Origin of the sequence: Streptomyces apricus, assembly GCF_008369065.1 — a bacterium.
Taxonomy (GTDB): Bacteria; Actinomycetota; Actinomycetes; order Streptomycetales; family Streptomycetaceae; genus Streptomyces; species Streptomyces apricus.
The window spans coordinates 451,130-475,874 of record NZ_VDFC01000047.1 but is presented as its reverse complement, the minus strand read 5'-3'; the positions used below and the strand labels follow the sequence as shown (position 1 = coordinate 475,874).

17 protein-coding genes and 2 pseudogenes are annotated in these 24,745 nt (G+C 71.7%); 10 read left to right on the top strand and 9 right to left on the bottom strand.

Annotation, left to right across the window (positions count from 1 at the left end):
- The coding region (locus tag FGF04_RS28530; protein WP_149514422.1) for a GNAT family N-acetyltransferase at positions 1-487 on the bottom strand (487 nt) is incomplete at its 3' end.
- Between the two features lie 247 nt (positions 488-734).
- On the opposite strand from FGF04_RS28530, the gene secA reads away from it, so the two are divergent.
- Positions 735-3,590, top strand: a complete 2,856-nt coding sequence (gene secA / locus FGF04_RS28525) for a preprotein translocase subunit SecA (RefSeq protein WP_149514190.1) — start codon at positions 735-737, stop codon at positions 3,588-3,590.
- 280 nt (positions 3,591-3,870) lie between these two features.
- On the opposite strand, the gene FGF04_RS28520 is transcribed toward secA, so the two are convergent.
- On the bottom strand, positions 3,871-4,128 hold the full coding sequence (locus tag FGF04_RS28520) for an Rv3235 family protein (protein WP_408055681.1): 258 nt from the start codon (positions 4,126-4,128) through the stop codon (positions 3,871-3,873).
- A 220-nt stretch (positions 4,129-4,348) separates the two neighbouring features.
- On the opposite strand from FGF04_RS28520, the gene FGF04_RS28515 reads away from it, so the two are divergent.
- From FGF04_RS28515 to FGF04_RS28490, 6 genes and pseudogenes are all read left to right on the top strand, one after another.
- A complete protein-coding gene (locus tag FGF04_RS28515) occupies positions 4,349-4,864 on the top strand; it encodes a DUF6912 family protein (RefSeq protein ID WP_149514189.1) in 516 nt (171 codons plus the stop codon).
- Positions 4,865-4,961: 97 nt separating this feature from the next.
- On the top strand, positions 4,962-5,627 hold the full coding sequence (locus FGF04_RS28510; protein WP_149514188.1) for an HAD family hydrolase: 666 nt from the start codon (positions 4,962-4,964) through the stop codon (positions 5,625-5,627).
- A 464-nt stretch (positions 5,628-6,091) separates the two neighbouring features.
- On the top strand, positions 6,092-11,026 hold the full coding sequence (locus FGF04_RS28505; protein ID WP_149514187.1) for an NAD-glutamate dehydrogenase: 4,935 nt from the start codon (positions 6,092-6,094) through the stop codon (positions 11,024-11,026).
- A 13-nt stretch (positions 11,027-11,039) separates the two neighbouring features.
- A pseudogene (locus FGF04_RS28500) lies at positions 11,040-11,267 on the top strand (transposase); the annotation flags it as partial.
- Positions 11,268-11,534: 267 nt separating this feature from the next.
- Positions 11,535-14,423: a bifunctional glycosyltransferase/CDP-glycerol:glycerophosphate glycerophosphotransferase gene (locus FGF04_RS28495; protein WP_149514186.1), complete on the top strand. Its 2,889-nt coding sequence runs from the start codon at positions 11,535-11,537 to the stop codon at positions 14,421-14,423.
- Positions 14,420-15,559, top strand: a complete 1,140-nt coding sequence (locus FGF04_RS28490; RefSeq protein WP_149514185.1) for a glycosyltransferase — start codon at positions 14,420-14,422, stop codon at positions 15,557-15,559. The genes FGF04_RS28495 and FGF04_RS28490 overlap by 4 nt, the downstream gene beginning before the upstream one ends.
- Before the next feature lie 61 nt (positions 15,560-15,620).
- Here FGF04_RS28490 and FGF04_RS28485 read toward each other — a convergent pair whose 3' ends face one another.
- Both FGF04_RS28485 and FGF04_RS28480 read right to left on the bottom strand, forming a co-directional pair.
- Positions 15,621-16,430 carry an ABC transporter ATP-binding protein gene (locus FGF04_RS28485; RefSeq protein WP_149514421.1) on the bottom strand — a complete coding sequence of 270 codons (810 nt, stop codon included), beginning with the start codon at positions 16,428-16,430 and terminating at the stop codon, positions 15,621-15,623.
- A gap of 7 nt (positions 16,431-16,437) precedes the next feature.
- Complete coding sequence (locus tag FGF04_RS28480; RefSeq protein ID WP_149514184.1) at positions 16,438-17,364, bottom strand: ABC transporter permease; 927 nt, start codon at positions 17,362-17,364, stop codon at positions 16,438-16,440.
- Positions 17,365-17,545: 181 nt separating this feature from the next.
- Between FGF04_RS28480 and FGF04_RS28475 the strand changes: the two genes are divergently transcribed.
- Both FGF04_RS28475 and FGF04_RS28470 read left to right on the top strand, forming a co-directional pair.
- Positions 17,546-18,178, top strand: a complete 633-nt coding sequence (locus tag FGF04_RS28475; protein ID WP_408055680.1) for a TetR/AcrR family transcriptional regulator — start codon at positions 17,546-17,548, stop codon at positions 18,176-18,178.
- Positions 18,179-18,330: 152 nt separating this feature from the next.
- Positions 18,331-18,552 carry a hypothetical protein gene (locus FGF04_RS28470; RefSeq protein WP_055517933.1) on the top strand — a complete coding sequence of 74 codons (222 nt, stop codon included), beginning with the start codon at positions 18,331-18,333 and terminating at the stop codon, positions 18,550-18,552.
- 133 nt (positions 18,553-18,685) lie between these two features.
- Here the strand turns inward: FGF04_RS28470 and galE are convergent, their stop codons facing one another.
- The 4 genes from galE to FGF04_RS28450 all read right to left on the bottom strand — a co-directional run bounded on the left by galE (position 18,686) and on the right by FGF04_RS28450 (position 23,322).
- Positions 18,686-19,666 carry a UDP-glucose 4-epimerase GalE gene (gene galE / locus FGF04_RS28465; RefSeq protein ID WP_149514182.1) on the bottom strand — a complete coding sequence of 327 codons (981 nt, stop codon included), beginning with the start codon at positions 19,664-19,666 and terminating at the stop codon, positions 18,686-18,688.
- Positions 19,667-19,750: 84 nt separating this feature from the next.
- Positions 19,751-21,433 carry a glycosyltransferase family 2 protein gene (locus FGF04_RS28460; protein ID WP_149514420.1) on the bottom strand — a complete coding sequence of 561 codons (1,683 nt, stop codon included), beginning with the start codon at positions 21,431-21,433 and terminating at the stop codon, positions 19,751-19,753.
- Positions 21,434-21,486: 53 nt separating this feature from the next.
- On the bottom strand, positions 21,487-22,728 hold the full coding sequence (locus tag FGF04_RS28455) for a glycosyltransferase 87 family protein (protein WP_149514181.1): 1,242 nt from the start codon (positions 22,726-22,728) through the stop codon (positions 21,487-21,489).
- Between the two features lie 102 nt (positions 22,729-22,830).
- A complete protein-coding gene (locus FGF04_RS28450) occupies positions 22,831-23,322 on the bottom strand; it encodes a MarR family winged helix-turn-helix transcriptional regulator (RefSeq protein WP_149514180.1) in 492 nt (163 codons plus the stop codon).
- 115 nt (positions 23,323-23,437) lie between these two features.
- Here FGF04_RS28450 and FGF04_RS28445 point away from each other — a divergent pair, with 115 nt between their 5' ends.
- Positions 23,438-23,851: an organic hydroperoxide resistance protein gene (locus FGF04_RS28445; protein WP_149514179.1), complete on the top strand. Its 414-nt coding sequence runs from the start codon at positions 23,438-23,440 to the stop codon at positions 23,849-23,851.
- A 2-nt stretch (positions 23,852-23,853) separates the two neighbouring features.
- Here the strand turns inward: FGF04_RS28445 and FGF04_RS28440 are convergent.
- Positions 23,854-24,745 (bottom strand): annotated as a pseudogene (locus tag FGF04_RS28440) (hypothetical protein); the annotation flags it as partial.

Here is a 24,745-nt window from a genome sequence, read left to right as displayed (position 1 = left end):
CGCCCTTGTTGTTGAGGGCGGAGCGCAGGACTCCCTCGACGGTGAAGCCGGCGCGTTCGGCGACCGCGCGGGAGCCCGTGTTGCCCACCTCGGCGCGCCACTCGACGCGGTCCAGGGCGCACCGGGTGAACGCCCAGCGGGACGCGGTGAGCGCCGCCTCGGTGATGTAGCCGTTGCCCCGGTGCTCCTTCGTCGCCCAGAAGCCGATCTCGCCGACCCCCAGGGCGCGCATCGTGATGCCGAGCATGCCGGCGAGCTCGCCGCCGGCGGGCAGGAAGACGCCGAAGGTGAACATGGAGCCGTCCGCCCAGCCGTCGGGCACCAGCTGCTCGGTGAAGCCGGCGGCGTGCTCGCGCAGGTAGGGCGACGGGATCGTGGTCCAGCGCTGGATGTCGGGATCCTGGGCGGCATCGAACACGGCGTCGGTGTCGCGGGGTCCCACCGTGCGCAGCAGCAGTCGCTCGGAGGTCAGTGTGACGGGGTCCATCGGCCGATTCTGCTCGGGCCCGGGTGCGGAAGGCCATCCCTTTTGCGGTCCGTGAGGGCGCCGTCACCTTTCGTGGCGGCGGCGCGGCACCTTCCGCGCCCCCCGCCCGTTGTCTCATCGGCTGTCACATGCAGACCTCCCGGCGCGGTGGGGTCCTCGCTTACGATGGCCGTTGCTCAAGCTGTGATTTAAATCCGTCCACTGAAACCGACCGTCCCAGGCCCGACCGGCAAGGAGACAAACCCCCGTGTCCGTCCTCTCGAAGATCATGCGTGCAGGCGAAGGAAAGATCCTGCGCAAGCTGCACCGCATCGCGGACCAGGTCAACTCCATCGAAGAGGACTTCGTTGACCTCTCCGACGCCGAGCTGCGAGCCCTGACCGACGAGTACAAGCAGCGGTACGCCGACGGCGAGAGCCTCGACGACCTGCTGCCCGAGGCGTTCGCGACCGTCCGTGAGGCGGCCAAGCGCGTCCTCGGCCAGCGCCACTACGACGTGCAGATGATGGGCGGCGCCGCCCTGCACCTCGGCTACGTCGCCGAGATGAAGACCGGTGAGGGCAAGACCCTCGTCGGCACGCTGCCCGCGTACCTGAACGCCCTGTCGGGCAAGGGCGTCCACCTCATCACGGTCAACGACTACCTGGCCGAGCGCGACTCCGAGATGATGGGCCGCGTCCACAAGTTCCTGGGCCTGAGCGTCGGCTGCATCCTCGCCAACATGACGCCGGCCCAGCGCCGCGAGCAGTACGCCTGCGACATCACGTACGGCACGAACAACGAGTTCGGGTTCGACTACCTGCGCGACAACATGGCGTGGTCCCAGGACGAACTGGTGCAGCGCGGCCACAACTTCGCGATCGTCGACGAGGTCGACTCGATCCTCGTCGACGAGGCCCGCACGCCGCTGATCATCTCCGGCCCCGCCGACCAGGCCACCAAGTGGTACGGCGACTTCGCCAAGCTCGTCACGCGCCTGAAGAAGGGCGAGGCGGGCAACACCCTCAAGGGCATCGAGGAGACCGGCGACTACGAGGTCGACGAGAAGAAGCGCACCGTCGCCATCCACGAGTCGGGGGTCGCGAAGGTCGAGGACTGGCTGGGCATCGACAACCTCTACGAGTCGGTCAACACCCCTCTGGTGGGCTACCTGAACAACGCCATCAAGGCGAAGGAGCTCTTCAAGAAGGACAAGGACTACGTCGTCCTCGACGGCGAGGTCATGATCGTCGACGAGCACACCGGCCGTATCCTCGCCGGCCGCCGCTACAACGAGGGCATGCACCAGGCGATCGAGGCGAAGGAAGGGGTGGACATCAAGGACGAGAACCAGACCCTCGCCACGATCACCCTGCAGAACTTCTTCCGCCTCTACAAGCGCCAGGACCACAACGGCAAGGAGGTCCCGGGCCTCTCCGGCATGACCGGTACGGCGATGACCGAGGCCGCCGAGTTCCACCAGATCTACAAGCTCGGCGTCGTCCCGATCCCGACCAACCGGCCGATGGTCCGCAAGGACCAGTCCGACCTGATCTACCGCACCGAGGTCGCCAAGTTCGAGGCGGTCGTCGACGACATCGCCGAGAAGCACGAGAAGGGCCAGCCGATCCTCGTCGGCACCACCTCGGTCGAGAAGTCCGAGTACCTCTCGCAGCAGCTCAGCAAGCGCGGCATCCAGCACGAGGTGCTCAACGCCAAGCAGCACGACCGCGAGGCCACGATCGTCGCGCAGGCCGGCCGCAGGGGCGCCGTCACCGTCGCCACGAACATGGCGGGCCGCGGTACGGACATCAAGCTCGGCGGCAACCCCGACGACCTCGCCGAGGCGGAGCTGCGCCAGCGCGGCCTCGACCCCGAGGAGCACATCGAGGAGTGGGCCGCGGCGCTGCCGGCCGCCCTGGAGCGGGCCGAGAAGGCCGTGCAGGCGGAGTTCGAGGAGGTCAAGGACCTCGGCGGGCTCTACGTCCTGGGCACCGAGCGGCACGAGTCGCGCCGCATCGACAACCAGCTGCGCGGCCGTTCCGGCCGTCAGGGCGACCCGGGCGAGTCCCGCTTCTACCTCTCGCTGGGCGACGACCTGATGCGGCTCTTCAAGGCGCAGATGGTCGAGCGCGTGATGTCGATGGCGAACGTCCCGGACGACGTGCCGATCGAGAACAAGATGGTCACCCGGGCCATCGCCTCCGCCCAGTCGCAGGTCGAGACGCAGAACTTCGAGACCCGCAAGAACGTCCTCAAGTACGACGAGGTCCTCAACCGGCAGCGCGAGGTCATCTACGGCGAGCGGCGCCGGGTCCTGGAGGGCGAGGACCTGCAGGAGCAGATCCAGCACTTCATGAACGACACGATCGACGCGTACATCGACGCGGAGACCGCGGAGGGCTTCGCCGAGGAGTGGGACCTGGACCGGCTGTGGGGCGCCTTCAAGCAGCTCTACCCGGTGAAGGTCACCGTCGAGGAGCTGGAGGAGGCGGCCGGTGACCGCGCCGGTCTGACCGCCGAGTTCATCTCCGAGTCCATCAAGGACGACATCTACGAGCAGTACGCGGCCCGCGAGGAGCAGCTCGGCTCCGAGATCATGCGGGAGCTGGAGCGGCGGGTCGTGCTGTCGGTCCTGGACCGCAAGTGGCGCGAGCACCTCTACGAGATGGACTACCTCCAGGAGGGCATCGGCCTGCGGGCGATGGCCCAGAAGGACCCGCTGGTGGAGTACCAGCGCGAGGGCTTCGACATGTTCACCGCCATGATGGACGGCATCAAGGAGGAGTCCGTCGGCTACCTGTTCAACCTGGAGGTCCAGGTCGAGCAGCAGGTCGAGGAGGTCCCGGTCGCGGACGCGGCGCCGTCGCTGGACAAGCGGGACGCGGTGCCGGCGGGTGCGGGCGCCTCCGGCGGTGTGCGGCCGGAGATCCGGGCCAAGGGGCTCGACGCGCCGCAGCGGCCGGACCGGCTGCATTTCTCCGCGCCGACCGTGGACGGGGAGGGCGGGGTCGTCGAGGGCGACTTCACCACGGACGGGGAGCCGGTGCGGTCCGAGTCCGACGGGCTCACCCGGGCGGAGCGGCGTAAGCAGCAGAAGGGTGGGCGGCGGCGCAAGAAGTGACGGTGCGCTCCGCGGGTTAGGCGGTGAAGGGCTGGGCACCGGGGTGCCCGGCCCTTCTTGTTGCTTGCCTGGTGTTGTCGGGTGCGGGTGCGTGGGGGTTGAGCGCGCAGTTCCCCGCGCCCCTGGAGAGGCTTGCCGGTCGTTGTCGGGTGCAGGTTCGTTGGGGCTTGTCGCGCAGTTCCCCGCGCCCCTGAGGGGCTGGAGGGGCTTTGTCAGGTGCGGGTGCGTTGTGGTTGAGCGCGCAGTTCCCCGCGCCCCTTACGGGGCCCTGGAGGGCCCCTCAGGTGGGTGGGCGGGGGACTGCCAGTTCTACTGCTGTGCAGCGCCAGCGGAGGTCCTGGCCCTGTTCCAGGCGGYAGGCCAGGGCGCGCAGCTGGTCGCCGGCGCCGATGCGGGCGAAGGCCTCGATGGCGCCCGAGCGTGGCACGTAGTAGCCGATGTCCCGGACCACCGGACGGGCGCCGTGGGTGCGCAGGAGGCCGCGTTCGGCGAGGTGGGCCAGCTCGTCGTAGGCACGCCCGGCCGTGTGCCGGAGCATGCAGTGGACCGGGCGCCGGCCGCTCAGCACCTCGACGAGCCGCTCCGCGAACAGGTCGGTGGGGCGCGGTCCGGAGGGKGTGCCGCGCGGGGGCGTACGGGGCCGGTGGACGGTTACCGGGGGTGGGCGGCGACTCGAAAGGGGACGTCCGCACGTATCCTGAGGACCCCCGGGAGGTGCGGAACCCGCCCACGGACTACCTCTACGAAAGCGGCCAGCGATGCGCGTCTACGTCCCCCTGACCCTCCCCGGTCTCGCCGAGGCGTACAAGACGGGTGAGCTCGGGCACGGTCCTTTCACCGCGTACGCGGTCACGCCCGCGCTGCGCGAGTGGTACCTCTCCGACGACATCGAGGAGCTGGAGTACGCGGCGCTGAACCGGGCCGCGCTCGCCTCCCTGCGGCTGGTCGCGCTCGACGCCGGTGGCCCACGCCGGCGGATCGTCGTCGCCGTCGACGTGCCGGACGGGGCCGCGGCCGCCGATCCCGGTGCGGGCCCGGKCCCCGCCTCCCTCGGCGAGGTGCGGGTCGGCGGGCCGGTGGCGCTGGCCAGGGCGGCGGCCGTGCACGTCGACGCGGACGAGGCGGAGGCGGACGTGGCGGCGGCCGCGGACGCGCTGGGCGCGGCCGACCGGGGCGACGACGACGCGCAGTTCACCGTGGACGGGGCCGAGGACCACGAACTGCTGTGGTTCGCCACCCAGGAGATCCCGAATCTGGTGGGGCTCGACGACTGACACACCCCCCTCCTGACACCCTCTCCTGACACCTCCTCCAGCGGGCGCTCGAAGCGCAGGAGGAGGCTTTGTCGGTGGCGGCGGGTACTTTCTGGACATGGGGACGCACGGAGCGACACACATCGTCTGGGACTGGAACGGGACGCTGTTCCACGACAACGAGGCCATCATCGGTGCGACGAACGCCGCGTTCGCCGAGCTCGGCATACCACCGATCACGCTGGAGCGGTACCGGGAGCTGTACTGCGTCCCCGTACCGAAGTTCTACGAGCGGCTGATCGGGCGGCTGCCGTCGGACGAGGAGTGGGAGGTCATGGACGCGATCTTCCACCGGTACTACGCGGAGCACCGGGTCGGGTGCGGGCTCGCCGACGGAGTGCCCGGGCTCCTCGCGCAGTGGGGGTCGGCCGGGCGGAGCCAGTCCATCCTGAGCATGTACGGGCACGACGAACTCGTCCCGCTGGTGCGCGGGTTCGGGATCGAGCCGCACTTCCTGCGGATCGACGGGCGGACCGGCCCCTCCGGCGGCAGCAAGGCCGAGCACATGGTGCGGCACCTGGAGGCCCTCACCGGTGTGGACCCCGCCCGCACGGTGGTGATCGGGGACGCGGCGGACGGCGCCGTGGCGGCGCGGCACGTCGGGGCGAAGGCCGTGCTCTACACGGGTGGTTCGCACAGCAGGGCCAGTCTGGAAGGTGTCGGAGTGCCGGTGGTGGACACCCTGACGGAAGCCGTGACGGTGGCCGAGTGGCTGGCGGCGTGAGCGCGACCCGGGCCGGGCGCGCCACGGTGTGAGCCGGGCCACTGCGGCGGGGCGATCCGGGACCCTCCCGGCGCTCCGGACGGGAGGAACTGTGCAGAGTGTCAAAAAGGTGACCCCTCTTTTGTACACATGCAGCTCGTGACGTGGCCCCCCGCGAGGGCGATAGCCTTGACACGTGATCAGCGCGATACGTCGCGGGGGCATCGCTGCCCCTGCCCTGCGCCCGGACGACACGGACCACATCCGTGACCGGGCGGTCGCTGGTCCCCACGGGCGGGCCGTCCCGCATCGGGCACCGAGAGCAGCGTCACAGCCTCCGGAGCGGCCGAGAATGGCCGATAACGCCCCGCTCATCTCTCATCGCGGCATAGCGTCGGATCAGACCGGACACCCCGCGTCGCGGCGCTACGTCACTTCATGTTCAACGACGTCACGCAACGGCGCGCGACAGGAGCCAGAGGACAATGCAGACCAAGCTGGACGAAGCCAAGGCCGAGCTGCTCGAACGGGCCGCCCGGGTTGCTGAGAACAGCCCGGTCGGGGGGCATCTACCGACCGGGAAGACGGACGAGGGCGCCACCCCTGACCGGGACACAGTGCTCGCGTTCCTCCAGCGCTACTACCTGCACACCGCCCCGGAGGACCTCGCCGACCGCGACCCGGTCGACGTCTTCGGCGCCGCCTTCTCGCACTACCGGCTGGCCGAGAACCGCCCCCAGGGCACGGCCAACGTACGGGTCCACACCCCGACCGTCGAGGAGAACGGCTGGACCTGCAGCCACTCCGTCGTCGAGGTCGTGACCGACGACATGCCCTTCCTCGTCGACTCCGTGACCAACGAGCTGTCCCGGCAGGGACGCGGCATCCACGTCGTCATCCACCCGCAGGTCGTGGTGCGGCGCGACGTCACCGGCAAGCTCGTCGAGGTCATGGAGCACCGGCCCACCGGCGACCTCCCGCACGACGCCTGCGTCGAGTCCTGGATCCACGTCGAGGTCGACCGCGAGACCGACCGCGCCGACCTGAAGCAGATCACCGCGGACCTGCTGCGCGTCCTGTCCGACGTCCGCGAGGCCGTCGAGGACTGGGAGAAGATGCGCGACTCGGCGCTGCGCATCGCCGACGAGCTGCCCAAGGAGCCCACCGCCGACGACCTGCGCGACCAGGAGGTGGAGGAGGCCCGCGAGCTGCTGCGCTGGCTCGCGGAGGACCACTTCACCTTCCTCGGCTACCGCGAGTACGAGCTGCACGAGGACGACTCGCTGGGCGCCGTCGCCGGGACCGGGCTCGGCATCCTGCGCTCCGACCCGCGGCACGGCGACGACGAGAGCCACCCCGTCAGCCCGTCCTTCGAGCGGCTGCCCGCCGACGCCCGCGCCAAGGCCCGCGAGCACAAGCTCCTCGTGCTCACCAAGGCCAACAGCCGCGCCACCGTGCACCGGCCCTCCTACCTCGACTACGTCGGCGTGAAGAAGTTCGACGCCGAGGGCAACGTGGTGGGGGAGCGGCGCTTCCTGGGCCTGTTCTCCTCCGCGGCCTACACCGAGTCCGTGCGCCGCGTGCCCGTCGTGCGCCGCAAGGTCGCCGAGGTCCTGCGCGGGGCCGGGTTCTCGCCCAACAGCCACGACGGCCGCGACCTCCTGCAGATCCTGGAGACGTACCCGCGCGACGAGCTCTTCCAGACGCCGCCCGACGAACTGCGCGCGATCGTCACGTCCGTCCTCTACCTCCAGGAGCGCCGCCGGCTGCGGCTCTACCTGCGCCAGGACGAGTACGGGCGCTACTACTCGGCGCTCGTCTACCTGCCGCGCGACCGGTACACCACCGGGGTGCGCCTGCGGATCATCGACATCCTCAAGGAGGAGCTCGGCGGCATCAGCGTCGACTTCACCGCCTGGAACACCGAATCGATTCTCTCCCGGCTGCACTTCGTGGTCCGGGTCCCGCAGGGCACCGAGCTGCCGCAGCTCAGCGACGCCGACAAGGACCGCATCGAGGCGCGCCTGGTCGAGGCCGCCCGCTCCTGGGCCGACGGCTTCTCCGAGGCCCTGAACGCGGAGTGCGGCGAGGAGCGCGCGGCCGAGCTGCTGCGCCGCTACGCCAACGTCATCCCCGAGGGCTACAAGGCCGACCACAACCCGCGCACCGCGGTGGCCGACCTGGTCCGCCTGGAGGAGCTCGGCGACGGCAAGGACTTCGACCTCAGCCTGTACGAGCCGGTCGGCGCCGCTCCCGGCGAGCGCCGCTTCAAGATCTACCGCATCGGCGAGTCGGTCTCCCTGTCCGCCGTCCTGCCGGTCCTGTCCCGGCTGGGCGTCGAGGTCACCGACGAGCGGCCCTACGAGCTGCGCTGCCCGGACCGCGCGTCCGCGTGGATCTACGACTTCGGCCTGCGGCTGCCGGCCTCGGCCACCGGCAGCGGCGACCACCTCGGTGACGACGCCCGCGAGCGCTTCCAGGAGGCCTTCGCGGCGACCTGGACCGGGCGCGCCGAGAACGACGGCTTCAACTCCCTCGTCCTGAGCGCCGGGCTGAACTGGCGCCAGGCGATGGTGCTGCGCGCGTACGCCAAGTACCTGCGCCAGGCCGGCTCGACCTTCAGCCAGGACTACATGGAGGACACCCTCCGCAGCAACGTCCACACCACGCGGCTGCTCGTCTCGCTCTTCGAGGCGCGCATGTCGCCGGACCGCCAGCGCGCGGGCAACGAGCTGACCGACGCCCTCCTCGAAGAGCTGGACGCCGCGCTCGACCAGGTGGCCAGCCTCGACGAGGACCGCATCCTGCGCTCCTTCCTCACCGTCATCAAGGCGACCCTGCGCACGAACTTCTTCCAGGAGGCCGGCGGCGGCGTGCCGCACGACTACGTCTCCATGAAGTTCGACCCGCAGGCCATCCCGGACCTGCCCGCGCCGCGTCCGGCGTACGAGATCTGGGTGTACTCGCCCCGGGTCGAGGGCGTGCACCTGCGGTTCGGCAAGGTCGCGCGCGGCGGGCTGCGCTGGTCCGACCGGCGCGAGGACTTCCGCACGGAGATCCTCGGCCTGGTCAAGGCGCAGATGGTCAAGAACACCGTCATCGTGCCGGTCGGCGCCAAGGGCGGGTTCGTCGCCAAGCAGCTGCCCGACCCGGCGGTGGACCGTGACGCCTGGATGGCCGAGGGGGTGCGCAGCTACAAGACCTTCATCTCGGCGCTGCTCGACATCACCGACAACATGGTGGCCGGCGAGGTCGTGCCGCCCTCCGACGTCGTACGGCACGACGGGGACGACACCTACCTGGTGGTCGCCGCCGACAAGGGCACGGCGACGTTCTCGGACATCGCCAACGGCGTGGCCGAGTCGTACAACTTCTGGCTCGGCGACGCCTTCGCCTCCGGCGGCTCGGCCGGCTACGACCACAAGAAGATGGGCATCACGGCCCGCGGCGCCTGGGAGTCCGTGAAGCGGCACTTCCGGGAGCTGGGCGTCGACACCCAGAGCGAGGACTTCACGGTCGTCGGCGTGGGCGACATGAGCGGTGACGTCTTCGGCAACGGCATGCTGCTCTCCGAGCACATCCGCCTGGTCGCCGCCTTCGACCACCGGCACATCTTCATCGACCCGCGCCCGGACGCCGCGACCTCGTACGCGGAGCGGCGCCGCCTCTTCGAGCTGCCGCGCTCCTCGTGGGCCGACTACGACAAGGAGCTGCTGTCGCAGGGCGGCGGCATCTTCCCCCGTACGGCCAAGGCCATCCAGCTCAACAGCCACATCCGCGAGGCCCTGGGCATCGAGGGCAACGTCGGCAAGATGACCCCCGCCGACCTGATGCGCGCCATCCTCACGGCCCCGGTGGACCTGCTGTGGAACGGCGGCATCGGCACGTACGTGAAGGCGTCCACCGAGACGCACGCGGACGTCGGCGACAAGGCCAACGACGCGATCCGGGTGGACGGCGCCGACCTGCGGGTCAAGGTCGTCGGCGAGGGCGGCAACCTCGGCCTCACCCAGCTCGGGCGCATCGAGTTCGCGCAGTCCGGCGGCAAGGTCAACACCGACGCCATCGACAACAGCGCGGGCGTGGACACCTCCGACCACGAGGTGAACATCAAGATCCTGCTCAACACGGTCGTCCGGGACGGCGACATGACCGTCAAGCAGCGCAACAAGCTGCTCGCCCAGATGACCGACGAGGTCGGCACGCTGGTCCTGCGCAACAACTACGCGCAGAACACGGCGCTGGCCAACGCGCTCGCCCAGTCGCCCAGCATGCTCCACGCCCAGCACCGCTACCTGCGGCACCTGGTGCGGGCGGGCCACCTCGACCGCGCGCTGGAGTTCATGCCCACCGAGCGGCAGATCAAGGAGCGGCTCAGCAACGGGCACGGGCTGACCCAGCCGGAGACGGCCGTCCTCCTCGCGTACACGAAGATCACGGTCTCCGACGAGCTGCTGCGCACGTCGCTGCCCGACGACCCGTACCTGCGCAGCCTGCTGCACGCGTACTTCCCGGGCGCGCTCGGCAAGCAGTTCGCCGAGCAGATCGACAACCACCCGCTGCGGCGCGAGATCGTCACGACCGTGCTGGTCAACGACACGGTCAACACCGGTGGCACCAGCTTCCTGCACCGCCTGCGGGAGGAGACCGGGGCCTCGCTGGAGGAGATCGTCCGGGCGCAGACCGCGGCCCGCGCGATCTTCAACTCCAGCGCCGTGTGGGACGCCGTGGAGGCGCTCGACAACACCGTCGACGCGGCGGTCCAGACCCGGATCCGGTTGCACTCGCGCCGGCTCGTCGAGCGCGGCACGCGGTGGCTGCTCAACAACCGGCCGCAGCCGATCCAGCTCGCCGAGACGATCGACTTCTTCCGCGAGCGGGTCACGCAGGTCTGGAACGAGCTGCCGAACCTGGTGCGGGGCGCGGACCTGGAGTGGTACCAGCAGATCTACGACGAGCTGTCCGGGGCCGGGGTGCCGGACGAGCTGGCGCAGCGGGTGGCCGGGTTCTCGTCGGCCTTCCCGACGCTCGACATCGTCGCGGTGGGCGACCGCATGGGCAAGGACCCGATGGACGTCGCGGAGGTCTACTACGACCTCGCCGACCGGCTGCGGATCACCCAGCTCATGGACCGGATCATCGAGCTGCCGCGGGCGGACCGGTGGCAGTCGATGGCCCGTGCGTCCATCCGGGAGGACCTGTACGCGGCGCACGCCGCGCTGACCGCGGACGTGCTCGCCGTGGGGAACGGGTCGTCCACGCCTGAGCAGCGGTTCAAGGCGTGGGAGGAGCGGAACGCGGCGATTCTTGCGCGGGCGCGGACGACTCTGGAGGAGATTCAGGGGTCCGAGGCGTTCGATCTGGCGAATCTGTCGGTGGCTATGAGGACGATGCGGACGATGCTGCGCACGCATTCGTAGCGTCCGGCTGTAGGGAGGGGCACCCCTGTGGGCGGGGGGTGCCTCTCTCGTTTTTCGCCCCCGCCGCCCGGCCTGGAAGGAGGAACACAATGCCTCGCACCGCAAGGTCCGCGCCCGCGTGGAGCACGTCTTCGCCCGTATGAAGGGCTGGAAGATCCTCCGCGACTGCCGCCTGAAAGGCGACGGCGTTCACCACGCCACGCTCGGCATCGCCCGCCTGCACAACCTCGCCCTCGCCGGTGAACGGGCCTATCCAGGAGGGCTCCGACGCCGTGATCACACCAGACACAGCAAGATTATCTCACCCGTGACCGGCAGTTACGGGACAACCCTTAGGTACCTAGGGGCGCGGGGAACTGCGCGGGAGCGCGCAGCGCGACAGGGGGGTCTGGGGGCGCAGCCCCCAGGGTCGGGACGGGAAGGGGCGGCGGGGGCGAAAGAACCGGTTCGCGTCCGGTCGGGCTAACCGGTTCGTGATTGTCTTGAGGTCCCATTTAGGGTAAATGGGATGAACGAGGATCTGTCGCAGGGGCCGGACGTCTCCGTCGTTGTGATCGTCTACAACGACGAGGCCCGGCTGCCCACCGCCGTGGACTCCGTGCTGCGCCAGACGCTGCGGAGCGTCGAGGTCGTCATCGTGGACGACCACAGCACCGACGGCTCGTACGAGGTGGCGCAAGACCTGGCCCGGCGCCACCCCGGCCGCGTCAGCGCCCACCGGCTGGACGAGAACAGCGGCGGTTGCGGCGCCCCCCGCAACCACGGCATCCGGCAGGCCCGCGGCACCTACGTCCTCTTCCTCGACAGTGACGACGTACTGGAGCGCAACGCCTGCCGGAACATGCTGGAGGCGGCCGAGACGACCGGCGCGGACCTCGTCTCCGGACTGTGCGTACGCGTCCACGTCGACGCGCGCAGCGGCAAGGAGGTCAAGTGGTATCCCTGGCTGTACACGCGCACCCGCACCCTGGAGTCGATCTCCGAGCTGCCCGACCTGCTGGTCTTCGACACCCTGTCGACCAACAAGTGCTACCGCCGCGCCTTCCTGCTGGAACAGGGGCTCGAATTCCCGGTCGGCATCCACTACGAGGACCTGCTCTTCTCCGCACAGGCGTACGTCGCGGCCCGCCGCATCACCCTCATCCCCAACCGCGTCTACGACTGGAACGTCGTGGACAAGGGGACGACCAGGTCGATCAGCAACCGCCGCGCCGAGATCGCCAACTTCGCGCACCGGATGGAGATCCACCGGCGGGTCGACCGCCTGCTCGCCGACCGGGGCCTGGCGGAGCTCAAGTTCTGCAAGGACGTCAAGTTCCTCAAGCACGACCTCGTCCTGCACCTGCGCGACCTGCCGTTCCGGGACGCCTCCTACCGGGAGGAGTTCGCCGGGATCGCCCGCGCGTACCTGGAGTCCCTCGACCGGGCCGCCCTCGACGAGGTGGAACCCGTCCACGCGATCTGCGCCTACCTGCTGCGCAGGAGCGACTGGGACAACCTCCTGCCGGCCGTGGACACCCTCACCAACCGCGACAAGATCTCCTCGCCCCTCGTCGAGCGGGACGGCCGCGTGTACTGGTGCGCCCGCCACCTCGACGACGGCGACGCGGCCGAGCGCGCCCTCGCCCGCCACGTCCTCGACGTCACCGAACTGGGTCACCACACCAAGTCCCTGGAGAAGATGTTCCTGCGCAACGTCCTCACCGGGTACGAGGCGAGCGCGGGGACCGTCCGGCTGACCGGGCGCATCGTGAACCCGCTGGGCGTCGTGCCGCCCGGCGCGCGGCTCACCGGCGAGCTGGAGTTCGCGGCCCGCAGGAAGGGGGTGCGCCTGCAGACCTTCCGCTTCCCCGTGCGCACCCTGCGGCACGAGGGCGAGTCCCTCGCCTGGGAGGCGTCCGCCGACCTCGCGCGCGGGTTGCGGCCCCTCGGTGTCGTGGACGCCGTGTGGGACGTACGGCTGCGTCTCGGCGTCGACGGGGTGCGCACCACCACCCGCCTCACCGCCTGCGAACCCGGCCTGGCCGTCGGGGACGCGCCGGTCCGGCCCCGGCTCACCCGGCTGGTCGCCGGCCGCGTCACTCCCGAGGTCTCCGCCCGCGGCCACCTCGCCTTCCGGGTCCTGACCCGCGAGAAGGTGGACGAGCTGGTCGTACGGGGCGTGCGGGGGACGCCCGGCAGGCTGGTCAAGTCCGGGTACCGGAAGGCGAGGGCGGCCCGCAAGAAGCTCACCTCGGGGCCCACCAAGATCCGGATCTACCACGAGGTGTTCAGCCGGCTGCCCGTGAAGAAGCGCCTGGTCGTCTTCGAGAGCCACCTGGGCCGGCAGTACAGCGACAGCCCGAAGGCCCTGTACGAGGAGATGCGGCGCCAGGACCTCGACTTCGAGGCCGTGTGGTCGTACGCGGGCGCCGGGCCGGCCGGCTTCCCGGCCGACGCCACGCTCGTGCGCCGCTGGTCGCTGCCCTATCTGAAGGCGCTGGCCCGGGCCGAGTTCTGGATCGACAACCAGAGCTACCCGCTGAAGCTGACCAAGCGCCCGCGGACCACGTACCTGCAGACCTGGCACGGCTCGGCGCTCAAGCGGATGGGCTTCGACGAGCCGGAGTGGAAGCTCAGGTCCCGGGCCGCGCAGGAGGAGCAGCAGCGCGTCCTCGACCGCTTCGACCGGTTCCTGATCCGCTCCGAGCACGACGTGCGCACCCTCGCCAGGGCGTTCCGCCTCAAGGAGCGGACCCTGCTGCGCGTCGGCTACCCCCGCAACGACGAGCTCGTACGGGCCGGGCGGCTGGAGGAGGAGACCGGCCGGCGTGAGCGCGGACCGCTCGCCGCCGAACTGGGCATCCCCGACGACCGGGCCGTCCTGCTCTACGCGCCCACCTTCCGGCACCGGGGCGGCAAGCGGCGGCGCTTCGAGCTGCCCTTCGACGTGGAGCGGTTCGCCGACGAGTTCGGCGACCGCTACGTCCTGCTGGTGCGCTCGCACTACCTCGACCACGTCGTGCTCCCGCCGTCCGTGCGTGGGCGCGTCCTGGACGTGTCGGCCCACCACGACGTGACCCCGCTGCTCGCCCTCGCCGACGGGCTGATCACCGACTACTCGTCCGTGATGTTCGACTACGCGCTCCTCGGCCGCCCGATGTTCTTCTTCGCGTACGACTACGAGGAGTACGTGCACGAGGGCCGCGGCACCTACTTCGACCTGCTGGAGCGGGCACCGGGCCCGGTCGTGCGCACCGAGGAGGAGCTGTACGTCGCCCTCGCCTCCCTCGACGAGCAGGCGGTGAAGTACGAGGAGGCCCGCAAGGGGTTCGTGGCGGAGTTCGGCGAGTACGACAAGGGGACGGCGGCCCGCAGCGTCGTCGACGAGTTCTTCGCACACTGGAGGCGCGCATGACCGCCGTGGACGGCCTCGTGGACGGCCCCGTGACCGCGGATGCGGATCCGCGGCGGGACGTCTTCCTCGTCTCCAACAGCGTCGACGAGCTGGGCGGGGTGACCAGCTGGTCGCACCAGATGGCCCGGCTCCTCACCGCGCGCGGCCACCGCCTGCACGTCGTCGGCATCACCCCGTCCGCGGTCCCGCAGGAGCTGGGCGCCGTCCCGTACCCGATGACGACCCTGTACGCCGGACAGCCGCCGCGGCCCGGCCGGGCGCGCGAGGCGAGCATCCGCGAGGAGGCCCTGAAGCTCACCGCGCTGTTCCGGGCGGCGCGGCCCGGCGCGGTCGTGATCGTCACGCAGGTGTGGGCCATGGAGTGGGTCGCCCGGGCCGACACGCGCGGCCTGACCGTGATCGGGATGAGCCACGAGTCGTACGCGTACTCCAGGGCGTCCTCGCGCTTCCACCGCGTGCGCAGGTGGTACCGGGACGTCGACCGGATGCTGGCGCTGACCCGCGAGGACGCCGACCTGTGGATCGGGCAGGGCCTGAACAACGCCTCCTACCTGCCGAACCCGCTGCCCTTCATGCCGCAGGTGCCGTCGGCGCGCACGGAGAAGGCGGTCGTCAGCATCGGGCGGCTGCACGACCAGAAGGGCATCGACATGCTCCTCGACACCTGGGCGGAGGTCGCGCCGCGCCACCCCGACTGGCGGCTGCGGATCCACGGCTCCGGCGAGGACGAGGAGATGCTGAGGAAGCGGTGCACGGCCCTGGGACTGGACGGCTCCGTCGACTGGATGGGCCGCACGGACGACGTCCCCGGCGCGCTGCGCGCCGGCTCGGTCTTCGTCCAGTCGTCCCGGGGCGAGGGCTTCCCGCTCGCCCTCATGGAGGCCATGGCGACGGGGCTGCCCTGCGCCGCGTTCGACTGCGCGCCCGGTGTGCGGGAGATCGTCCGGGACGGGGAGGACGGGCTGCTCGCCGCGGTGGGCAACACGGGGGAGCTGGCTCGCCGCCTGGACACGTTGATGTCGGACAAGGGATTGCGGGACGTGATGGGGGAGCGGGCGCGGGTGAATGTCCAGCGGTATGCGCCGGCGGAGATCGTGCGGCGGTGGGAGGGGTTGTTCGGGTTTCTTGAGCGGTGAGCTTCCGGTTGTTCGTCGGCTGCGGGCGCGTCGTGGTTGCTCGCGCAGTTCCCCGCGCCCCTTACGGGGCTTTCCTTCCGCCGCCTGTGAAGGCCTCGTACTCCTTCAGGACCTCTGTCGTGGGGCCGTCCATCCGTAGTTCTCCTCGCTCCAGCCACAACACCCGGTCGCACGTGTCGCGGATCGACTTGTTGTTGTGGCTCACCAAGAACACCGTGCCCGCGCTCTTGCGCAGTTCCCGGATCCGGGCCTCGGAGCGCTTCTGGAAGGAGCGGTCCCCCGTCGCGAGGGCCTCGTCGATCATCAGGACGTCGTGGTCCTTGGCGGCGGCGATGGAGAAGCGCAGCCGGGCGGCCATCCCGGACGAGTACGTGCGCATGGGCAGGGTGATGAAGTCGCCCTTCTCGTTGATGCCGGAGAAGTCGACGATGTCCTGGTAGCGGGCCCTGACCTCCTCCCGGGACATGCCCATGGCCAGCCCGCCGAGATACACGTTGCGCTCGCCGGTCAGGTCGTTCATCAGCGCCGCGTTGACGCCGAGCAGCGAGGGCTGCCCGTCGGTGCAGATGCGCCCGCGCTCGACGGGGAGCAGGCCCGCGACCGCCTTGAGCAGCGTCGACTTGCCCGACCCGTTCGTGCCGATCAGGCCGATGGCCTCGCCGCGGTAGGCGGTGAAGGACACCGACCTCACGGCGTGCACCGTGCGCACGCCCGCCGCCCGCTCGGCCTTCTTCCCCCGCAGGATGCGGTTGAGGGCGGCGGTGGCGCTGCCCCGCCCGGCCCCCGTGCCGTTGACGCGGTAGACGACGTCGACGCGGTCGGCGACGACGGTCGGCACCCGTCCGGCCGCCCCGGAACCCCCACCGGTCATGCTCTGCTCAGCCACGTCCGTACGTCTCCTCCGCCTGCCAGAACCAGATGAACCCGCCGACGCCCGCGAGCAGCGCCCAGCCGGCCGCGAGCGCCCACACGTGGTGGGGCAGCTGCCCGCCGTGGAACGTGTCGATCAGCGCGAACCGCATCAGGTCGATGTAGACCGCCGCCGGATTGCACTCCAGGGCGAGCAGCACCACCCGCGGCATGTCCCCGTGGTCGCCGAGCACCCGGTCCAGGCTCCACATCACACCGGAGGCGTACATCCAGGTCCGCAGCACGAACGGCATCAGCTGCGCGATGTCCGGGGTCTTCGCGCCGATCCGCGCCACCACCATCGCCACCCCCGCGTTGAACACGAACTGCAGTGTCAGCGCCGGTACGGCCAGCAGCCACGACGGGCCGACGGGCACGCCGAAGCCGAGCAGGATCACCACCAGCGCGACCATCGAGAACAGCAGCTGCTGGAGCTGCTGCAGCGCGTACGACACCGGGAGCGCCGCCCGCGGGAAGTGCAGGGCGCGCACGAGGCCGAGGCTGCCGGAGATCGCCCGGGTGCCCGCCATGATCGAGCTCTGCGTGAACGTCCACACGAACACGCCCGTGACCAGGAACGGGACGTAGTCCGGCACCCCGTGGCTGGTGCCCATGAGGACGCCGAAGACGAAGTAGTAGACCGCCGCGTTCAGCAGGGGCGTGGCCACCTGCCAGACCTGGCCGAGTTTCGCCTGGCTGTACTGGGCGGTCAGCTTGGCCGTCGCGAACGCGGTGACGAAGTGCCGGCGCGCCCACAACTGGCGGACGTACGCGGGCAGGGAGGGCCGCGCGCCGCTGACCGTGAGGCCGTACCGGGCGGCGAGGGCGGCGGGATCCGTGGGATCCGGGCCGGGCGACGCCGAGGCCGGGGGAGGTGTGTCGAGCACCTGACTCACATCCGCTGCTTTCACTCGGGAGGGGTTCGGGAGGGGTTTGAGGGAGGTGGGACGGGACGGAGGGTTTACGTCGGGACGGGACCGTATCGTCGTGACGCGAGCGTAGGGCGACTCGACGTCGGGACGCAACCGTTTCGTCGCCACGTATCCCGGTCGCCGGCGCCCGCCTATGCTGGTCCGCATGACGACGAACGCAGAGGCGGCCGGGAACCCGCAGCCGCCGCGCCGCAGGGCCCCCGCCGGGGCCGCGGTGCTCCGGGAGGACGTCACGGAGGCGATCAGGGCGGCCGTCTTCGAGGAGCTCGCGGCCGTCGGGTACGCGCGCATGTCCATCGAGGGCATCGCACGCCGTGCGGGCGTCGGCAAGACCGCCGTCTACCGGCGGTGGCGCTCCAAGCTGCACCTGGTCCTGGACCTGGTCTCCGCCATGGCCGTCCAGGGGCTGCCCGCGCCCGACACGGGCACCCTGGAGGGCGATCTGCGCCTGCTCTACGAGGTCACCTCGCGCGCCCTGCGTCACCCCGTCGCCTCACAGGTCGTCCCCGATCTGCAGGCCGAGGCGGCCCGGAGCCCGGAGATGGCGCAGGCGCTCCAGAAAGCCTTGCGCGAAGGACAGGCGGGCGTCGCGAACGGCATCGTCGAGGCAGCCCGGGCGCGCGGTGAGATCGGCGCGGACGCCGACGGCGAGCTGGCCCTCGACGTGATCGCGGGGCCGCTCTACTGGCGTGCCGTGGTGGTCCGCGGGCCGAAACCGCCGAAGGGATATCTGGAGGGTCTGACGCGGGCCACGGCGGCGGCGCTCAGGGCGCTGTAGGCGGGCGGGGACCCGCGCTCCACCTGCGGATCCGTGCGTTCCGGCGTCCGTTCCCGGGTCCCTGCCGGAGGGCCGCGGAGCCCTGTAGCGGCCGGATCGTTGTCATCCACGCCTCACTCCCGGGCCCCGCGGGGGCGCATACTGGCATCACGATGACGAAGCCATCCGCGCCCCGGCGCCACCTGTCCACCAGTCCCTTCAAAGCTCCGGTTGTCCCGGTCGCCAAGCACTTCGCCCTGGGTGACCGTGTTACGCACGACCAGTTCGGCCTGGGCAGGATCGTCGGCGTCGAGGAGGGCATCGCGATGCTCGTCGACTTCGGTTCCCGCCAGGCCCGTATCGTCAGCCCCTACACCCGTATGGACAAGCTCTGACGGGTCCCGTCGGAGCACTCTCGCCGCGGCCCAGGACGATGTCCGGCCCGCGGCGAGTGCGTTTTCCGGTCCGGCGCCGCCCGGTCCTGCTCGATCCGGTCCGGCTCCCGGTCCGGTCCGGCTGCGGTGGGTCCTAGGCCCGGTCGGCCGGCGGGTGCAGGCGCAGCCAGCCCTCCCAGGCGGACGTGATCATGTCGTCCAGGCCGTACCGGGCCTTCCAGGTGAGTTCCGCGGCGGCGCGGTCGGCCGCGGCGACGACCCGCGCCGGGTCGCCCGGGCGGCGGGGACCGACCACCGGTTCGAGCGCGTGGCCGGTGAGCTCGTTGATGCGGTCGATCATCCGGCGCACCGAGACCCCCTCCCCGCGGCCGATGTTGAGGGTCAGGTCGGTGCCGGGGGCCGCGGCCAGCCGCCGGGCGGCCGCCACGTGCGCCTCCGCCAGGTCGACGACGTGGATGTAGTCGCGCACGCACGTGCCGTCCGGCGTGTCGTAGTCGTCGCCGAAGATCTGCGGGGACTCGCCCGCGGTGAGCCTCTCGAACACCATCGGGACGATGTTGAAGACGCCGGTGTCGGCCAGTTCGGGGGCCGCCGCCCCCGCCACGTTGAAGTAGCGCAGGGACGCCGTCGACAGGCCGTGCGCCCGGCCTGTGGCACGCACCAGCCACTCGCCCGCGAGCTTGGTCCCGCCGTACGGGTTGACCGGCGCGCAGGGCGTCTCCTCGGTCACCAGGTCGACGTCGGGCATGCCGTACACCGCCGCTGAGGACGAGAACAGGAACGACGGCACCGCGGCGGCCGTGACCGCCTGCAGCAGCACCCGCAGCCCCTCCACGTTCTCGCGGTAGTAGTGCAGCGGCAGCTCCACCGACTCGCCCACCTGCTTCTTCGCCGCCAGGTGGACCACACCGGTGACGGCGTGGTCCCGCAGCGCCCGCGCGACCCGCTCCCCGTCCAGGGTCGAGCCGACAACGAGCGGCACCCCGTCCGGGACGCGGTCGGCGATGCCGGTGGACAGGTCGTCGTACACCACGGTCCGTTCGCCCGCCGCGGTCATCGCGCGGACGACGTGCGCCCCGATGTATCCGGCGCCGCCGGTGATCAGCCAGGTCATCTGCTGCCGTCCCCTCGTGTGTGCCTCGGGCTGCGCGTGCCCGTACGGATATGAATACGACGCGGGAGTGGCGCCGGTTGCGGATCAGTGCCGCAGCCGCCGCAGGAGCCCCGGCCATCTCGGCAGCCGCAGCCGCCTCAGTCTGCGGTCCAGTGCCGCCGCCGCGCCGCGCAGGCCGGGTGCGGTCCGCAGGGCGAGCGAGCCCGCGTGGGTCGCGTACGGCTGGACGAGCAGGATGCCGTGCCGGGCGCTCGGCACGGCGGTGCGGCGCAGCAGGCCAGGCCCTGCGCTTGCGTGCGCGGTGGTCTCGCGGACCGTGCCGTCGCGGAAGCGCAGGCACAGCCGCAGGTCCCAGGTGCCGGGGCCGAGCGCCGGGAGGTCGACCGGCGTCTCGGCGGTCCACGAGGCGGGCCCGGAGGCGGTGCTGCCGGTGGAGGCGCCGGTGCCGTCCGGCCGGAAGGAGGCCGTGAGCGTGGCCCCCGTCGTGCCGTCCCGGCGGTTCACGAACTCCGCGTCCACGGACGCCGGCCCCGCGTCCGCCATCCGCCCGTACAGCTCGTGCAGGCGCAGCCGCAGCAGACTGCCCCGTACGCGCGGCCGCAGCTGCGCGTCGACGGCGACGGGCAGCAGGCGCACCGGCCGCACCAGCAGGTGTTCGAGGGTGACGCGGGGCAGGTCGGCGGACCAGACCGGCGTACCGTCCACGGCGCGTGCGTACGGGGGCAGCAGCCGGGCCGGACGGGCCGCCACCTCCTTGAGGCGGGCCAGGTCGCGCGGCTTCTCCGAGGCCAGCACCACCTGGGCGACCACCCGGCCCGGCGCGGGCGCGAGCGCGAAGTCGGCCGCGTCGAACGCCGCGAGGTGGGCGCGCGTGAGGTCCCACCACTCCCGCCGGTACCGGGCCCCGCGCAGTTCGAGTTCGCGCGCGTACATCCGCAGGGCGTGGTCGAGGAACCGCACCCGCGAGGCCCGGGCCGTCCTCTTCTCACCGGCGGCGAGGAGGACGTCGTACGCCTGGGCGTGCGCCGTGAGCCTCGCCCGCCAGTTGTCGACGCCGGACCGGTCCAGCGAGATCGACAGCCGCCCGGCGCCGCGGCGCACGTGCCACACGTACACCGTGTCCGGGACCAGCGCGATGCGCGGGCGGGCGGCCAGCACGCGCGCGGTGAAGACGAAGTCCTCGTAGGGGAAGTGCCCCTCGGGGAAGCGGATGCCGTGCGCGCGCAGGAAGTCGGTGCGGTACAGCTTGCTGACGCACAGCGTGTCGTGGACGAGGCGCGGGCGCCGCGACGGATCGGCCACCAGGGCGGCCCTGGCGTACAGCTCGGGCTGCCAGGGCACCTCGCGCCCGGACGGCAGCTCGCGGCGCACGCACAGGCCGCCGGCGACCTCGGTGCCGTGCCGGACGGCCGCGCCCAGCAGGGCGTCGACCGCGCCGGGCGGCAGGACGTCGTCGCTGTCCAGGAACATCACGTACGGGGCGGTGGCGGCGTCGACGCCGTCGTTGCGCGGGCTGCCGCAGCCGCCGCTGTTGACCGTGCGGCGGACCACCTTCAGGCGCGGCTCGTCGCGCGCGAGACCTTCCAGGAGGCCGGCGCTGCCGTCGGTGGAGCAGTCGTCCACGGCGACCACCTCGCGGACGGCGGGCCCCTGCGCGAGGGCCGAGCGCACCGCGTCGGTCACGTGGCCGGCGTCGTCGTACCCGATCACGACGACGCACACCTGCGCCGGGTGCGGCCGGGGCCGGTGCGGTGTTCTGGCTTGCATGGCTCGTACGGCTTCCACGGGACGCAATAGTAGTTAATGCGGGCATTTTTCCCTTAAGGGGCGCTCGCTGTCTCCGCGGGGAGGAGGTGCGCGTCGTGCGCGGGTCCCGTCCCCGCGGGTGCGGCGGGCCGGACCGTGGCCGTCCACAGGCGGTGGAAGGAGAGTCCGGCGGCCGTCACCAGCAGGCCGTTGCGCACGAGCATCACCAGGGAGCCCGTCCAGGAGCAGGCCACGACGTCGTCGTACAGGACGGGGTAGGCGAGGGCGCTGACCGCCGCGGCCGCCGTGACCAGTGCCGCCACCGGGCGCTGCGTGGTGTGCCGGGAGGTCAGGCACACGGCGGCCAGCCCGATCAGCCACACCAGGTACTGGGGGCTGATGACCCGGCTCGTCACGGTGAACAGGAGCACGGCGGCGAGCGCGGCGTCGTACGGGGTGGCCGGCGTCCAGCGCCGCGCGCGCAGCCGCCACAGCAGCAGGGTGGCGAGGGCGGCCACGGTGAGCGCCAGCGAGGCCGCGGCCACCGCGGGGACGTACGGGCCGGTGAACTCCATCGCCCCGTACCGGTAGCCCACGGTCCCCGGCCAGCCCGCGTGGTGCGCGAAGGACAGGACCGTCCCGCCGAGCGACTCGATCTGCACGCCCCGGCCGCTCTGCTGGCGCAGGAAGTCGAACGGGTCGCGGAAGAGGGCGGCGAGCACCAGCAGCAGCGCCCCCGCGGTGACGGCGGCCGACGTCCACGCCTCCTTCGTCGTACGCCCCCGGGGCGTGCCGATCAGCGCCAGCGCGGGCCACACCTTCACCAGGGCGCCCAGCGCCGCGAAGGCGCCGCACGCGCGCGTGGAGCGCGACAGCGCCAGCAGGGAGAGGACCGCGAGGGCGGTGACCTGCACGTCGTAGCGCGCGAGCGGGATGTGCAGCAGGAGCGGCAGGGCCGCCGTCCAGAGCCCGGCCCCGCGCAGGCTGCGGCCCGCACGCGTGCCCGCGCGCGCGAGGACGGCGGTGACCAGGAGGTCGGTGGCCAGGGTGAGGACCACGAACGCCTCGAAGTACGTCAGCCCCGGCAGCAGCCCGGGCGACAGCAGGACGGGGCCCGCGCCCGGCGGGTACTGCCAGAGCCGGTCGCCGGCCGGGAACGAGCCGCCGGCGAGCACGCCGTACCAGCGGGCGTACAGCTCGTGCACCTCGCGCGCGACGCCGCCGGTGCCGAGCGGGGCGCGCCCGTCCTGGAGGAGCAGCCAGAGCATCAGGGCGCGGGTGGCCGCCCAGGAGGCGGCGAGGGTGCGGAGCTTCATCCCGGTGATCGTAAGCCGCAGTCCGGTGCATATCGCCCGGAAGCGGGCCTGTCACCCGTAAAGATCAACCGGCGGCGCAGGGTCTGCCGCAGGGGTGTGCGCTCACTCGCAGGCCGGGGTCTCCTCCAGGGCCGCCGCGTCCAGGGTGCCCGTCAGCCGGTCCAGGCGGGAGCGCAGGTCCTCGATCTCGGCCAGCTCGAACCCCGTCGCGGCGGCGATCCGGCGCGGGACGCGCAGCGCCCGCTCCCGCAGGGCCGCGCCCTCGTCGGTGAGCTCCACCGTCACGGACCGCTCGTCCCGGGCGCTGCGCTCGCGCCGTACGAGGCCGGCCGTCTCCAGCCGCTTCAGCAGCGGGGACAGCGTCCCGGAGTCGAGCCGCAGGTGCTCGCCGACCTTCTTCACCGGCAGCCCGCCGTGCTCCCACAGCACGAGCATGACCAGGTACTGCGGGTAGGTGAGGCCCAGGTCCTTCAGGACGACGCGGTACAGGCCGCCGAAGGCGCGCGCGGCGGCGTTCAGGCTGAAGCAGATCTGCTGGTCCAGGCGGAGGAAGTCGTCGTCCTGTGCGGGGGCGGACGCGGGCGTCGTGGTCATGGCTTCAGGATACCCCGTGCGCGTCATTCAGTTGTGCACAATTTAATTGTGTGCTCTACTCGTATCCGGCAAGGCTTTCAGCAGGACTCGCAGGACTTCGAGAGGGATGGTTTCCATGGACGCGCTCTACACCGCCGTAGCCACCGCCACCCACGGCCGTGACGGCCGTGCCTACAGCTCCGACGGGCAGCTCGACCTGCAGCTGGGGATCCCGACGGAGATGGGCGGCAGCGGGCAGGGCACGAACCCGGAGCAGCTGTTCGCCGCCGGGTACTCCGCCTGTTTCGCGAGCGCGCTCGCGGTGGTGGGGCGGTCGGCGAAGGTCGACGTCAGCGACGCCGCGGTGACCGCGGAGGTCGGGATCGGCAAGCAGGGGGAAGGGTTCGCCCTCGCGGTCACCCTGCGGGTGGAGCTGCCCGAGTCCGTCGACGCGGAGACCGGGCGCAAGCTGGTCGAGCAGGCGCACCAGGTGTGCCCCTACTCCAACGCGACCCGCGGCAACATCCCGGTCGAGCTCGTCGTCGAGTAGTCCTACTCGGGGGCTGCGCCCCCGAACCCCCGTTGCGCAGTTCCCCGCGCCCCTTTCAGGGGCGCGGGGAACTGCGCGGGAGCGCGCAGCGCGACAGGGGGGTCCGGGGGCGCAGCCCCCGGGGACGGGGCGAGCAGCAGCGGCAGTCCCACCACCGGTACCAGCCACACCATCACCAGCAGGCGGTCGATGGCGATGTCCGGGTGGGCCGCGGTGCTCAGCAGCCCGGTGGCGCCCGCGCCCAGCAGCAGCGCGCCGAACGCCGGCCACCGCCGCAGCGCCCCGAACACACCCGCCCCCMCCAGCACCAGGAACAGCGGCGCGAGCAGCTGCCGCCGCAGCCACTCCACCCAGAAGTTGACCTCCAGGCGGACGAACTCCTGCCAGGGCCGCTCCCGGTCCGGCCGCAGGAAGTGGTCGGTGAGCAGGTCCTGGAGGCTGTCCGACTCGGACGGGTAGTGCAGCAGGCGGGCGAGCAGGACCGTGCCCGCGGCCGCCCCCGCCGTCACCTTCAGCAGCGTCCTCACATCGTCCCCGACCGGTCGGCCGGACCGCCTGCGGTGCACGCCGATCAGCGCGCACGCCGCCGCGAGGCACACCGCCAGGAACAGCGCCTGCGAGTGCTTCACGGTGAACAGCAGGGCCAGCGACAGCGCGACCACCGCACCGGCCCGCCGCCCGCGCAGCACCAGCGCGCACCCCAGCAGCGCCGAGAGCGTGAGCGCCGTCATGGTGCCCTCGGCCATGGGCCGCATCGCGGTCGTGCCCGTCGGCAGCACGTAGTACAGCGCCTGCCCGGTCAGCGCGGCCGCCACCGGCACGCCCACCGTCCGCAGCAGCAGGAACACCAGCGCGCCCCCGGCCGCCGCGACGCACACCCCCGCCGCCCACAGC

Bases quoted from the DNA above. Each gene is read 5' to 3' on its own strand.
- FGF04_RS28510 (WP_149514188.1), top strand. From the start codon at position 4,962: ATGGGGACGCACGGAGCGACACACATCGTCTGGGACTGGAACGGGACG.
- FGF04_RS28505 (WP_149514187.1), top strand. From the start codon at position 6,092: ATGCAGACCAAGCTGGACGAAGCCAAGGCCGAGCTGCTCGAACGGGCC.
- FGF04_RS28495 (WP_149514186.1), top strand. From the start codon at position 11,535: ATGAACGAGGATCTGTCGCAGGGGCCGGACGTCTCCGTCGTTGTGATC.
- FGF04_RS28490 (WP_149514185.1), top strand. From the start codon at position 14,420: ATGACCGCCGTGGACGGCCTCGTGGACGGCCCCGTGACCGCGGATGCG.
- FGF04_RS28485 (WP_149514421.1), bottom strand. From the start codon at position 16,430: ATGACCGGTGGGGGTTCCGGGGCGGCCGGACGGGTGCCGACCGTCGTC.
- FGF04_RS28475 (WP_408055680.1), top strand. From the start codon at position 17,546: ATGACGACGAACGCAGAGGCGGCCGGGAACCCGCAGCCGCCGCGCCGC.
- FGF04_RS28470 (WP_055517933.1), top strand. From the start codon at position 18,331: ATGACGAAGCCATCCGCGCCCCGGCGCCACCTGTCCACCAGTCCCTTC.
- galE (WP_149514182.1), bottom strand. From the start codon at position 19,666: ATGACCTGGCTGATCACCGGCGGCGCCGGATACATCGGGGCGCACGTC.
- FGF04_RS28460 (WP_149514420.1), bottom strand. From the start codon at position 21,433: ATGCAAGCCAGAACACCGCACCGGCCCCGGCCGCACCCGGCGCAGGTG.
- FGF04_RS28455 (WP_149514181.1), bottom strand. From the start codon at position 22,728: ATGAAGCTCCGCACCCTCGCCGCCTCCTGGGCGGCCACCCGCGCCCTG.
- FGF04_RS28450 (WP_149514180.1), bottom strand. From the start codon at position 23,322: ATGACCACGACGCCCGCGTCCGCCCCCGCACAGGACGACGACTTCCTC.
- FGF04_RS28445 (WP_149514179.1), top strand. From the start codon at position 23,438: ATGGACGCGCTCTACACCGCCGTAGCCACCGCCACCCACGGCCGTGAC.